Origin of the sequence: Pontibacter qinzhouensis (assembly GCF_008017455.1) — a bacterium.
GTDB lineage: Bacteria > Bacteroidota > Bacteroidia > Cytophagales > Hymenobacteraceae > Pontibacter > Pontibacter qinzhouensis.
Map to the genome: position 1 here is coordinate 37718 of NZ_VRTY01000003.1, position 12129 is coordinate 49846.

Genomic DNA, 12129 nt, shown 5'->3' on the forward strand with positions numbered 1-12129 from the left:
CATGCTAGAAAGAGAGTGTCCCGACCTACACCCAGGCATAGCCCTGAAGATACATCAAGTAATTGAAAAGCACGAAACCCATGAAAGCATCAGATTATCAGGCTTTGCACAAGAAGCCTACCAGAGCAGCCCCACAGACAAAGAGTAAATCAGGCAAGGAGTTATTAGACCTTACGAGCAGCGAAGTTTCAAATATGATTGATGGATTTCTCCTAAAGGTGCCGCAGTACTTGGAATACGGAGATAATACAATCGTCTGCCATCACAAAGGATACGAGGTAACAATCAGTTTTAAGATTAAGAAATTATGAGCAACAAATATCAATGGCAGGGAGAACCAGTAAAAACAGTATTCGGGCACAGCTTTGTAGATTTTAACGAAGAAAAGCCGCTGTACTGGTATAACTTCCTTTGCACAGACGCAACACGAGGTGCATGTATACCATCCATTCAAGTTACAACCAAATCAGGAGAGGTCTTTTACATTTCCAATCATGCCGGGATAGGAGCGCATAAGCTATCTAAAGGCGGCTGGCCTAACATGCCGCATGCTGGTATACCTAACACCGCACCTTTTGAGCCTGACCACAGGCCGCCTTATGGGTTACGAAAGCTTGATTTAGAAGAGTATGAACAGTTTGAGTCTGATAAAAACCACTGGCAAAGAACCCGATACCCTGAAGAATATAAAAAGATGGAAGGATTAAGAGAAGCCATCAGAAGTCAGCAAAACAAGAGAGGCTCAAATAAGCTCGAATAAGACACTTTCAGGTATCAGACCTATTCCGCTACCATTAACAATAGATAGTTCAACCACGGCTATATAAGAAGCCACGAAATTAATTTTAATAGACACCAGACATGCCAATAGATTATAAGCGATACCCGCCCAACTGGAAAACAGAGATCAGGCCAGCGGTTTTAGATAGGGCCAACCACTGTTGCGAGTTTTGCGGGTTAAAGAACCATGCAGAAATATGGATAGCGAAAAGGAGAGGCAAAACATCCTGGCACCCTACCAAAGATGATGCAGCACACATGGCCTAAGAAGCTGGCCTTTATCCTGAAGTATGAGCCAGCCTATTTTAATAAGTTACAGTTGAAATCAATAAATAAAGCAGCATAATGGAATTAAAAGAGAAAGCATGGGTATTGAACAAACAAAACTTCGGTGAGCCTTGGTTTGTACCAGACGATGCATTTTATGGCGAAACAAAAGGTAAGGCCAAAAAACAGGCATGGGACAGCATTAAGGATGATGGGCTTAAAAACTTTCTAGGCGATGAAATCACCTATTTGAACATGCCTCTGGTGCGTTGCAAAGAATATGATAAATATTTAGTCAATGGTGAGCTAAAGACCCTCATTAGGATTGAAGAAGATAACAGGCGGGAAGAAAGGGATGAAAGGCTAGAGCAGCTTTTAATTTCAAATCCAGATGCAAAAGCTTATATCAGGAAAGGCGGTTACTACTATTGCTCAGGCTTTTGCGGTTATACAGAAAGGCAGGCAGATGCAGGTGTTTACACGATTCAGGAGGCAGTAAGAGAAGTAAAAGGATGTTCACTTAGGGATCATATGGATGCTATTTTAATAGATGTAGAGCAGCACAATAAGTTGATTCTTGATAAGATAAAGAGTCTGCAAAGTAGATTAATAACCACCGCGATAGTCGATTGAGGGATATGTTTGAGTTCCTTTTTGCTTTTTCTGCAAAAAGAACGAGTCCCGAAAGCGCGGCCATCGCCCTAATTAAATTCACAACCATTTATAACCCATTATTATATGCAAACCACCCTTTGTAAAACAGACAGAGAAGAAATACTTAGGCTACTGGATCTTCTTGATAAGAAAAGATTTGCCACCGGCGTAGAGTGGCTGGAAGAATCAGAAGAATTCAAGAGCATTCAAAAGATAGCCTCCCAGGAACACCACCCTTCAGGCGACCAATCACTGCTAAGCAATGCCAGTAGTTTCAGTTGGGAAAGACTTCTTTCAATGAGAGATGAAGCTATGAAACTTTTCTTTAATGGCGGCCCGCAAGCTGAAATAGAGGGTATTATTCAGAGAGAAATAGAGCGTAGATTATTAGCCCTTTTACCACAGGAGAAATAACAGAATGAGTTGGAAACACAAAAAATGGCAAAAGAACAGGAAGGTATTAAAGCGTGATCTACGGTTAATAATGGATACCCCTACAGCTATGGCTATAATCAAAACATACTCTGCTTATCAGCACAGAACACACATTTATAAGTTCTGGGCTATAATGGGCAAGCATAAAGCCTTTCAAGAGGAATACAACAGAGAGTTGTTTGGTAAAATGCTGACAGGCAGCGATGGTATCTGGCAGACCTTGTATTTTATCAATAAAGACCTCCATGCAGCCCACATTAGACAAGTTCCAGAGAGATTAGCTTTAGGTGATGCCTACGGTATTGCTAAACGCTACATGCATCTGAACTTCCCTAGGCAGTAGCCCTAATAATCAATCATTTAACATTAGTATTTTAGGAGAAATAGAACATGGAATATACAAAGATTCAACAAGCAGCCGGTAATTACGCTAACGATAGATATAGCGATAGCGCTCATTTAATTGATTCATGTTATGCTGGCTTTAAAGCAGGCGTAGAATGGGTTTTAGAGTATCACACCATCGGTTCTGAAAAAGCCCTTCTAAGCCAGGGTAGCCTATCTAAGAGATGGGTAGAAAAGGGAAAGGGAGTGTACCCGATATCAGACCAGCAGATTAAGGAATTAAGCGGGATTGCTGACTTGTTAATAGACTCTGACAATTACAAAAAGGAAGGGTGGGGGTTCTTTAAGAAAATACAAGAGTGGTTCCCTGATGCAGAAGTATTTAAGCCGAAAAGAACCTACTCTGTAGGGCAGAAGTTTAAGGCTGAAGGAGGCAATGACTTTGTTTTGTCTACTACTGATGGCGGTTCCGCTCTACTTATTAGCTTAGAATCCGGATGGCCTGTTTTTTCAGCAAAAGCCACAGAGGTGGATGATGTGTACAAGATAACAGAATCTGAATTTGCAAGGATATGCGGTAATAGGCCAGAAGATTTTACTCTCATAGAACCCTTTAACCCCTAAGAAATGAAAGCAGAAGATACTGAGCTCCAAATAAAATGCTTAAATAAAGCTTCTAGAGAAGAATTAGGGCTATCCTTTATGGCTGCAATGGCGGAAGGATACGACACCCTAGAAACAGTTCATAAGGCAATGGAAGAATACGCCCTAATCAAGCAAAAAGCCGCACTGGAGAGAGCAGCAGAGAATGCAAAGGTTCGCATTTATGCTCCTGACGAAGAAACTGAGCAATTCATAGATTGCCAAATTGAGATTGATAAAGACTCTATAACCAGTGAAAAGAATTTAGTATGAGAAAGATAAAAATAGAAGTATCGTTAGGCATAGGATATGCAGCCAGAAGAGAAGAAAAATTAGAGATAGAAGTAGAAGACGAGGCCACTCCTGAACAAATAGAAATGGAAGCCGGAGAAGCTGCTGAACAATGGGCCAACAACTACATTGATTTAGGTTTTGAGATTTTAGATTAACCCCACCTAAAGACTAAAGACAATGAAGAAAGCCTTAAAGTTGTTAAAGGAGCATCTGAAGGAGCTAAAAAGGGAGAAAAGAATGTTTTGCCCTACTGTAGAATTGAGAATTAAAAAGATAATTGAGATCACAGAGGTTGAAATGTGCATAGAAGCTATTCAAGATTTATTAAAAGCCAGGAGAGTATAACCAATGAAGAAAGTAGACAGAGAAACCATTTACAACAAATACAATGGCAGGTGTGCTTATTGCGGAGGCTTATTACCAAAAGGCTGGCATGTAGACCACATAGAGCCAATTGTACGAGATTGGGTTAACGGCACATGTGAAAAACCGGAGAATGAGAACATAAACAACTGCAACCCTTCCTGTGCAAGCTGTAACATTCAGAAGAACTCGCTCACCTTAGAGCAATTCAGGCGCAACATACAGCAGTTTGTTAACTCCCTTAACCAGTACAGCACACAATATAAGTTTGCCAAAAAGTATGGCCTGGTGGATGAAACAAATACTGAAGTGCGTTTTTATTTTGAAACATTATAGTGCCTTGGCTACCTGGAACGCAACAGTGATAGTAGTGGTTTAGTGCGCAGCACCGAAGCGAAGCGTAGCCACGAATAGCACGGCCGTTGCCCAAAAACAGGTTAAAAAAGTATATAAATAACACAGGTCATAGTATGCAGTATTCTTATTTGTACCATTTTATTTGTATATTCGTACTACCAATTAATTGCTTCGATCAGTTTTTAGGTATTTTAGATCAGCAGGAGTAGTGGTTCCTGCTGATATTACCCATTACAGGAGTGGAGAAAGAGATAAGCGTTAATCTGGGAAAATCAGATGGAGGTGCTGAATGACCCAAAGTTGTTCGTAAAGTCTTAAAACGGCCTGCAATAGCAGAATACAGAAGTCCGATAAATAGCTTGCCAGTGTGCGGTGTTCATGCGGAATAGAATAACTCTAACACTTAAAATATAATTATCCCGTAAAACGTCACGGGTGGAGACAAAAATCATATAACAATTTTAAGAATGGCAAGCAAGAAGGAAGCAAAGCCAGAGAACAAACTAACAGTAAAACAACATCGGTTTGTAGAAGAGTATTGCATCAACGGATACAATGCCTCTGAAGCAGCCCGTATTGCTGGCTATAGTGAAGATTCAGCTAGAGACATTGCTTGTGAGAACCTTACAAAACCCAACATAAGGGCCGCTATAGACGAAAGGCTTAAAACTCTTTCACTTACAGCCGATGAAACCCTAAAAGGCATATCTGACATTGCCAGAAGCTCCCTGAATGATTACTTCGAAGTAAAGCAGGTATACCACACGCCACAAGTACAAAAGCACCTATCTGTTCTTATAAGCGAAATCGAAGCAGAGATAGAAGATGCTGAGAAGTTCTTTCAGAGAGCCGGGATTAATGAAGAAGAATTCACGAAAGATCACCTTGCCAGCCAGCACCGGCGAAGACTCCAAATCCTGAAGTATGAAATAGAACTTGAGCGCAACCCAGATGCAACCCGATTAGTAGATGGTGAGCCTTATCTGATTGAACAGGCAGAACTGGACCTTGCGAAACTGGTGAAGGATAAAGAAGCCGGAAGGATTAAATCCGTTTCACCTACACCGAACGGCACGAAAGTAGAGATGTACGCAGCCGATGCTGCCTTAACGAACCTTGCCCGTATCCATGGGCTGTTTGAGAAGGATAATAAGCAGGTGAAGCCAGAGAGCAACGTAACCATATTCCAGTTACCGGACAATGGCAGAGACTAGGGTAATCGGTCCACAACCTGGTTATCAAATGCAGGTCTTATCAACCAAAGCAGATATCGCCATCGGTGGAGCTGCTGCCGGCGTTGGCAAGACCTTTTCTCTTTTAGTAGAACCATTGAGGCATGTTCAAAATCCAAAGTTTACAGGCGTAATATTCAGAAGAACATCTCCACAGATTAGAATGTCCGGTGGTTTATGGGATGCTTCGCAGGATCTATACTACCATGCAGGAGGCGCACCAAGGGAAACCTTTTTAGATTGGGCGTTCCCAAGTGGGGCCAAGATAGACTTTGAGCACCTGCAGTATGAAAGTGATAAGCTTAATTACCAAGGCTCTGAGATAGTCTTTATTGGCTTTGATGAGCTAACGCACTTCTCAGAGAGTATGTTCTTTTACATGCTTTCCCGTAACCGTTCCACTTCCGGTATTAAACCCTACATTCGAGCAACCTGCAACCCTGACCCTGATTCATGGGTTGCTAATTTTATTTCATGGTGGATCGATCAGGATGAGATATTAGAAGATGGCACCCCAAACCCTAACTTTGGTTATCCCATAAAGGAGAGAGTAGGAAAGCTACGGTATTTCACCAGAGATGGTAACGCGTATGTTTGGGGAGACACAGCCCAAGAGGTAAAGGATAGATGCCCCCATATTTATACCGCAGAACTGGCAGACACGGACCCGAAAAGTGTAACCTTTATTCCTGGTTCAATCTATGACAATAAGATCCTGTTAAAGTCAGACCCTGGCTATCTGGGTAACTTAATGACGCTGGATGAAGCGACACAAGCGGCTCTGTTACGCGGTAACTGGAAGGTTAAGCTTAGTGGTGATTCCTTGATCCTGAACGACCGTATAAACGACCTGTACACGAATACACACATCCCATTAGGGAAGAAGTATATCACCGTCGATGCGGCCCGTTTCGGCTCTGATTTGGCCGTTATTAAGGTTTGGGACGGATGGCGCCTAGTGGATGTGGCCTGGTTCCCTATTTCCAGCACAGCAGAGATAGCCGAACAGGTGAAGGTCTTTGAAAAGCGGTATGCCGTGCCCCGCTCCCAGACTGTTTGCGATGCTGACGGCATAGGCGGCGGGGTAGTGGACCAGTTGCCGGGCATGCACAGTTTTATTAACAATGGTACTCCCTTGGAGGTAGAGATAGGCGGCAAGAAAGTAAAGCCAAATTTCTTTAACCTTAAAACGCAGTGCTATTACTACGTGGCCGATAAGATCAACAAGGCAGAGGTTTATGTAGTGCCAGAAGTGGCCGAGCGGGTTATCAGCAACAAAGGCTCTCAAAAGCGATTAAGGGAGTACATAAACGAAGAGTTACGCGCTATCAAAAAGGGGGCGCAAGATATGGACGGGAAGAAGAAGATTAACTCCAAGGAAGAACAGAAAAACATCTTGGGCCGCTCTCCTGACTTTGCAGACAACTTTGCTATGCGTTCCTACTTTGATCTAAAACCTGTTGGCATGAAGTCCAATTTTATGCACCTACTGAACTAAGATTATGACATTAGAAGAACTGGCCAGCCTAAAGGCCGATAAGCTCATTGAGGCAGTAACAGCCACTAAGAAAGAAAATAAGTACGAAGAGGGCAAAAAGCAGTACGACCCGAACCTGCACGACGTTAAAAGTGCCACCCATAGGCCCAACAAGCTAAAGCTTACCCCCACCGATAAGTTTGAAGAGGACGGTGTAACGCCCATTGTGAAGAAGGAAAGCACCGAACCGGCCAAGATTGCCATTCCCCTGCAGAAGTACATTATCCACCAAAGAGCATCCTTTGCAGTAGGGAATAAGATTACGTTCAAGTCAGATGTGCCCGAATCTCCCGTGTTTGAAGCGGCCCTTCAGACCTGGCGCAAGGCAAAGATGCAGTATCAGCTCAAAGAGATAGCCATTAAGATGATGGCCGAAACGGAGGTGGCCTTGATCTGGTACGGCAAGGTTGATGAGAAGTCCCCAGGCAAGGTGAAGTTCAGGAACAGGATCGTAAGCCCAAGCACTGGCGACGACCTTTACCCGGTGTTCGACAAGTACAACGACATGATTGCCTTCGGTAGAGGCTATAAAGTGGACGATGTGGAGTACTTCGACCTCTACACAGCCGAAACCCTTCGCCGCTTCAAAAAGGGCGAGAAAGGCATGGAGGAATACTTCACAAAGGTAGGCAAGGACGAAGAAGGCAACGAGATAGGTATTATAGAAGAACTGCCCTACGGTAAGATACCGGTTATCTATTGGCGGCAGGAGTTGCCAGAATGCGACGACGTGAAGGATTTGATAAGAGCCAGGGAGTTCAATCAGTCTGACTTCTTCGACAACAACCAGTACTTCGGGGACCCTATTATGTTTCTGAAGGGCACCGCTCTTAACATGCCAGCCAAAGGCGTTGCAGGAAAGGTAATGGAAGGTTCTGCCGATGCAGACGCTAAAATCCTTTCCCCAGGCGATTACACCGCTGCCCGTAAGCTGGAGTTCGACATGCTGGACATGAACATCTTCACCCTTACCCGTTCTGCAAAGCTCGATGCGGAGTCCATGAAAGGCTTAGGCGATCTTTCAGCCGCAGCAATGGACCGGATGCTTATTTCCCCACACATGGCCGCAAGGGATATGCAGGATGGGGAGTTTGGCCGTGGGGTACAAAGGTGTATGAACTTTCTACTGGCCGTGTACAGCGACATCCTGGGCATACAGGACAATGTAGAGGCAGAGCCGGTATTCAGCCTATTCAGAATAGATGATGCAGCAGAGCGGATAGAACTGGCCTTAAAAGCCAACGGAGGCAAGCCGGTAATAGATCAACAAGGAAGTATTGAGATGGCCGGTACTTCTGATTACCCGGATGAGATGATAGAACGCATCCGGAAGGAGGCTAAAGAGGCACAGGCTAATGTGATAGGGAACACGCCGCCGGGACCGCCAAAAGAAGAACTGGACGATTAAACATATTGTGGTGTATGTTATTGCATCAGTGAATAAATTTGCTAAATTTGCATTGAGCAAACCAATTCCGTACTAATAGTAAGGATAAAGTGAAAGCCTCCTGAGTAATCGGGGGCTTTTTGCATTCCTGTTATAGCTGTATAAAGTTGATAATTGAAACTTTTGCCTGAAATGATACATGCAGAGTCTCTAGCTGCCTTTCTATTGTATGGATTTCCTCAATCGTACCAGGTGCCTTAGTTTCTTTGAGGACAGTATTCAGAATGTGGTTTTTAGCTAACCTTTCTGAGTAGACGTTATAGCTAACAAAGAGGCTTCTTGTTTCAGGTTTCAATATTTTGTCCTGAATTTGGGCATGATTTACAGCATCATTATAACCTTGATAATAAGCCTCCTGTAGATTTTTCTGTATTTGGTCGGTATCTTCCATTTTTATATTCTTTACAATTTGCATTAATTTCTTACGACTCGTACCCGGATACCGGATGCTTTAGAATCATGCTCTGAATCCTTTGGCCATTCTGTAAAGAGGAAGATGTTGTTGCCTTTTGAATTGTCAGGGTCGGAGTAGAACTTAGTAAAAAACTCTCTGTTGCTTTCCGGCCATTTGTCGCTTTCTTCCCAGCACATAGCCTCACACAGAAGATCAACAATGCCTTCTAGGCTATCTGCTGTCTCGTAATCAATGAAGCGTATATTCTCCCAAGGTTGCCCTAGTCTTTTAACGCCTATCTGTAATGTGAATGATCCTATCATAGTTTTACTGTTTAGGTTCTCCAATAAACTCTAATATCCTACTTGCCACCTCCTGCTTCATCTCATCAGCAGGGAACATCTTGCCGTGGGCTATGTTCAAAGCGTACTTACCGTTGATGCTTACCCATTCTACCCCGGGAATAGCCTCTATGATAGCTATAAGCGCATCGTTAGGCTGAAACCGGCAGTGGACCGTAAACCAGAGCGGCCCGTCGGAGATCATGAACTCAGGGAAAGTGAAGTCAGGCATATTCTTAATGTGTATCTTCCAGTAGCAGCTAGGTAAACGGTATAGCCTTTCAATTCAGGCAACAGAAAGGTAGTAGCACCTGTTTCGTCAGGGTGCATAATGGTTATCTCTAAGCCGGATTCCGTGTTCTCATCGAAAAGAAACTCGCAGCCTTTTATATTCAGGTCAGCTTCTACTATTGCCATTTCATCAGACTTTGCCAATAGAGTAACGGTGTTTATGCTGACTTTGCCGGGGTTCGTGATCTTGAACAGAATGTCACGTTTCATCTTTCTTACAATTATTGGGGTTGTTTCTCTATTGGGGAAATTAATCATTCCTAGTTTTGTACGGCTTCCAAACCTCCCAAGCAATCCAACAGGGGAAAGAAAGGCACAATAATATAACCAAGCCAGCCACTAGGTAAGCAAAAGCCAGCATCCAAAGGCTATCTGTTACCTGTCGAATAGTCAGCAGGAGTATGATGCATGTAGCAATATAGATAAACGGCAAAAGGAACATTGTTAGCCCTTTTAAAATAGTGGTTGCTTGTTTCATCTTTTCTTTGGTTTAGGTAATATACCTTTTCTTATTAAGTCATTCCATTTAAAGCGTTCGTTATATTTCCCGTACACAAACCCTATTAAATAGCCTATAATACATCCAACAAAGGTGCAGGCATAGTTTGAATCAATTTCTGCCATCTTATCTATTGGTTTAACTGTTCTATTGGGGAAACACGACAATCTTGGCTAGTTCTTCTTTAGTATAACTCTTGCCAACATTAGGAGAGAACTCAACTTGAACGCAAACACTTGGATTAGATAAATTTTCAAGGAATAAATTCGCCTCTTTGATAAGCTTTAACTCATACCTTCTTAGTTTAGAGTTCAAGCCTATCTTCTGTCCAGACTTGTTAGTTAAATATACTCTTTTGGCGCGCTTCATCCTTTATTGGTTTAACTGTTTTTCCAATCACCATCTGCATCTAAATGAGCAGGTGGCCAACCTTTGCGCAACACCATGATGCAGCGCATTAACCTAGTCCACATCCTTAGCAGTGCATTAACTACGAAGTAGGCAAAACCATTCAACAGAACAGTCATGCCTATAAAATTCCAGAAGCCACTGAAGGCGATATCTATTATCTTTTCTATCATCTTCTTGTTTTTAGAATGTAATAGCCCTTACAGAGCCGTTAGGAATTTAGAATAGTGAGGGCTTTATTGGCAAGCTCTCTTGTAAGCCCTTTCTTTACTCCGGTCTGCACAAAGAACGGTGCCTGCTCCGGTGTCATATCCGCATCATCATCAATAATTACATAGTTAGTTACATAATCATTCTCTGATAACCAAGCCGCTATTTCTTCGCCTCTGGGAGTGTTCAGGAAGGGAGTAACAGAAAGAATGTCTACTTCAATCATGCGGTACTTGAACAGGTCTTTAATCACCTTCAAACCGCTTGCCCTCCAAGTGGAGCTAATCACCACTTTTGCACCGGATACATGCGAAAGATATTCCAGGTTCTCCACAGCATCAGGACAGAACAGGTGCCCGAACTCATCCCGGCACTTAATAGCCTTCTTTCTTAGAAGCTCCAAATGCGAGGTTGTGTTAAGTACTCCGTCTATATCTAAGAAAATAACCTTCATTTTATCGCTTTTTAACTACCAATTAACCACGCTGCAAAAGCCAATATTGCCATAAAAACAGCTGCAACAACATAGGTAATGACTATTACAGGTAAAGTAACACCTGCATAAAAAGCAAAAGCAGCAGGCACTAGGTATATGATGATTATTAAGAGTATACCGATACGCTTCTTCATGCTCATTTTCTCACTTTTTAGGTGTATAAATAACATAGTCCGTAGGTGTGTTATTCCAAGTTAGGAGGCTTTTTTATACAGTTCCTCTTTGGCCTTTGCCTTCTCGATTTCCCTATCAATACCTATCCTGATAAGTTGAGCAGGCTTATAGCCCAGCGTTTCTAGATAATCTAAATCATCTTTCTGATCTACCCGCACACGCAGCGGATAAACTACCATTGGCTCTGAGCCTTCATTTCTTTCCATAATTATATCCTTTGACTAGTGTAACACCTTGTAATACAAGAATAGCTAAATTATACGTAAAATGCAAATTTTAGTATACTACGCCCTATGTTTGCAACCAATGTTATATCTTTCTGTTAAAATATATGTAAACTTACACATCCGTTCATAATGGCAGATAGGGCTAAAGTATTGGCAGCAATTGAGGCAAGACTCAAGGGCAAAAGCCTTTCTAAGAACTTCAAAGAGAACATCGCTACTAAATGGGCCGAAAAGATTGACACTGACGAAAACATTGATGCTTACATCGAAGATCGTGAGGACATTCTAATAGAGGCAAGTTCAGAAGCAGACCGCAGAGCCACAGAGGCCGCAACCAAAGCTAAAGGGGATACCACCAAGAAAGACCCTGATACGCCTCCTACAGTCCCTGCACCGGAACCACCAAAAACAGACGACACGCCAGCATGGGCCAAAGCCCTGATGCAGGAAGTACAAACCCTGAAAGCCGAGAAGCAAGCGCAAACGGTTCAGCAAAAGGTACTCTCTGACGAGCGTCTTAAAACGGTTCCTAAATCTTACCTGAAAGGCCGACCGCTCCCAACCTCAGAAGATGAAGTTGATAGCTGGATAGAGGCCACCACAACAGATTACAAAGAGTTTGCACAGGAAATGAAGCTGCAAAACTTCGGCAATGACACGCCACCTTCCGGCTCTGGTTCGCCAACCGGCAAAGTAGCCTCCAAAGCCGAAATAGAGGCAGTAGGACTTTAAACTA

22 protein-coding genes are annotated in these 12129 nt (G+C 42.9%); 14 read left to right on the forward strand and 8 right to left on the reverse strand.

Going from position 1 to position 12129, the window contains the following annotated elements; all coding sequences use genetic code 11:
- Positions 1–80 precede the first annotated feature (80 nt).
- From FVR03_RS01215 to FVR03_RS01270, 13 genes are all read left to right on the forward strand, one after another.
- On the forward strand, positions 81–311 hold the full coding sequence (locus FVR03_RS01215) for a hypothetical protein (RefSeq protein ID WP_147919935.1): 231 nt from the start codon (positions 81–83) through the stop codon (positions 309–311).
- Complete coding sequence (locus FVR03_RS01220) at positions 308–760, forward strand: hypothetical protein (RefSeq protein ID WP_147919936.1); 453 nt, start codon at positions 308–310, stop codon at positions 758–760. The genes FVR03_RS01215 and FVR03_RS01220 overlap by 4 nt, the downstream gene beginning before the upstream one ends.
- Positions 761–1125: 365 nt before the next feature.
- Positions 1126–1680: a hypothetical protein gene (locus tag FVR03_RS01225; RefSeq protein WP_147919937.1), complete on the forward strand. Its 555-nt coding sequence runs from the start codon at positions 1126–1128 to the stop codon at positions 1678–1680.
- 105 nt (positions 1681–1785) lie between these two features.
- On the forward strand, positions 1786–2115 hold the full coding sequence (locus FVR03_RS01230; protein WP_147919938.1) for a hypothetical protein: 330 nt from the start codon (positions 1786–1788) through the stop codon (positions 2113–2115).
- Positions 2116–2119: 4 nt separating this feature from the next.
- On the forward strand, positions 2120–2479 hold the full coding sequence (locus FVR03_RS01235; protein ID WP_187269995.1) for a hypothetical protein: 360 nt from the start codon (positions 2120–2122) through the stop codon (positions 2477–2479).
- Positions 2480–2526: 47 nt separating this feature from the next.
- A complete protein-coding gene (locus FVR03_RS01240; RefSeq protein ID WP_147919940.1) occupies positions 2527–3105 on the forward strand; it encodes a hypothetical protein in 579 nt (192 codons plus the stop codon).
- 3 nt (positions 3106–3108) lie between these two features.
- Positions 3109–3396, forward strand: a complete 288-nt coding sequence (locus tag FVR03_RS01245) for a hypothetical protein (RefSeq protein ID WP_147919941.1) — start codon at positions 3109–3111, stop codon at positions 3394–3396.
- A complete protein-coding gene (locus FVR03_RS01250) occupies positions 3393–3572 on the forward strand; it encodes a DUF7167 family protein (RefSeq protein WP_147919942.1) in 180 nt (59 codons plus the stop codon). The genes FVR03_RS01245 and FVR03_RS01250 overlap by 4 nt, the downstream gene beginning before the upstream one ends.
- Before the next feature lie 22 nt (positions 3573–3594).
- Positions 3595–3762, forward strand: coding sequence for a hypothetical protein (locus FVR03_RS24195; protein WP_187269996.1), 168 nt, complete (start codon positions 3595–3597; stop codon positions 3760–3762).
- 3 nt (positions 3763–3765) lie between these two features.
- Positions 3766–4116, forward strand: a complete 351-nt coding sequence (locus FVR03_RS01255) for an HNH endonuclease (RefSeq protein WP_147919943.1) — start codon at positions 3766–3768, stop codon at positions 4114–4116.
- Between the two features lie 488 nt (positions 4117–4604).
- Positions 4605–5351, forward strand: coding sequence for a terminase small subunit (locus FVR03_RS01260; protein ID WP_147919944.1), 747 nt, complete (start codon positions 4605–4607; stop codon positions 5349–5351).
- Positions 5352–5379: 28 nt separating this feature from the next.
- Positions 5380–6867: a terminase large subunit domain-containing protein gene (locus FVR03_RS01265; protein ID WP_187269997.1), complete on the forward strand. Its 1488-nt coding sequence runs from the start codon at positions 5380–5382 to the stop codon at positions 6865–6867.
- A 4-nt stretch (positions 6868–6871) separates the two neighbouring features.
- On the forward strand, positions 6872–8314 hold the full coding sequence (locus tag FVR03_RS01270) for a phage portal protein (protein ID WP_147919946.1): 1443 nt from the start codon (positions 6872–6874) through the stop codon (positions 8312–8314).
- 130 nt (positions 8315–8444) lie between these two features.
- Here the strand turns inward: FVR03_RS01270 and FVR03_RS01275 are convergent, their stop codons facing one another.
- From FVR03_RS01275 to FVR03_RS01305, 8 genes are all read right to left on the reverse strand, one after another.
- A complete protein-coding gene (locus FVR03_RS01275) occupies positions 8445–8744 on the reverse strand; it encodes a hypothetical protein (RefSeq protein ID WP_147919947.1) in 300 nt (99 codons plus the stop codon).
- A 23-nt stretch (positions 8745–8767) separates the two neighbouring features.
- Positions 8768–9070, reverse strand: coding sequence for a hypothetical protein (locus FVR03_RS01280; protein ID WP_147919948.1), 303 nt, complete (start codon positions 9068–9070; stop codon positions 8768–8770).
- A gap of 4 nt (positions 9071–9074) precedes the next feature.
- The gene (locus FVR03_RS01285) at positions 9075–9320 is read right to left on the reverse strand and encodes a hypothetical protein (RefSeq protein WP_147919949.1); all 246 of its coding nucleotides are present in this window, start codon (positions 9318–9320) and stop codon (positions 9075–9077) included.
- Positions 9290–9589: a hypothetical protein gene (locus tag FVR03_RS01290; protein ID WP_147919950.1), complete on the reverse strand. Its 300-nt coding sequence runs from the start codon at positions 9587–9589 to the stop codon at positions 9290–9292. Before FVR03_RS01290 ends, FVR03_RS01285 begins: the two co-directional genes overlap by 31 nt.
- Positions 9590–10258: 669 nt before the next feature.
- On the reverse strand, positions 10259–10459 hold the full coding sequence (locus tag FVR03_RS01295; RefSeq protein WP_147919951.1) for a hypothetical protein: 201 nt from the start codon (positions 10457–10459) through the stop codon (positions 10259–10261).
- 38 nt (positions 10460–10497) lie between these two features.
- Positions 10498–10950: an HAD domain-containing protein gene (locus FVR03_RS01300; RefSeq protein WP_147919952.1), complete on the reverse strand. Its 453-nt coding sequence runs from the start codon at positions 10948–10950 to the stop codon at positions 10498–10500.
- Between the two features lie 11 nt (positions 10951–10961).
- Positions 10962–11162 (reverse strand): hypothetical protein, encoded by a 201-nt coding sequence (locus tag FVR03_RS24200; RefSeq protein WP_222707159.1) that lies wholly within the window; start codon positions 11160–11162, stop codon positions 10962–10964.
- A 24-nt stretch (positions 11163–11186) separates the two neighbouring features.
- Positions 11187–11372 carry a hypothetical protein gene (locus FVR03_RS01305; protein ID WP_147919953.1) on the reverse strand — a complete coding sequence of 62 codons (186 nt, stop codon included), beginning with the start codon at positions 11370–11372 and terminating at the stop codon, positions 11187–11189.
- A 150-nt stretch (positions 11373–11522) separates the two neighbouring features.
- Between FVR03_RS01305 and FVR03_RS01310 the strand changes: the two genes are divergently transcribed.
- Positions 11523–12125, forward strand: coding sequence for a hypothetical protein (locus FVR03_RS01310; RefSeq protein ID WP_147919954.1), 603 nt, complete (start codon positions 11523–11525; stop codon positions 12123–12125).
- Positions 12126–12129 lie beyond the last annotated feature (4 nt).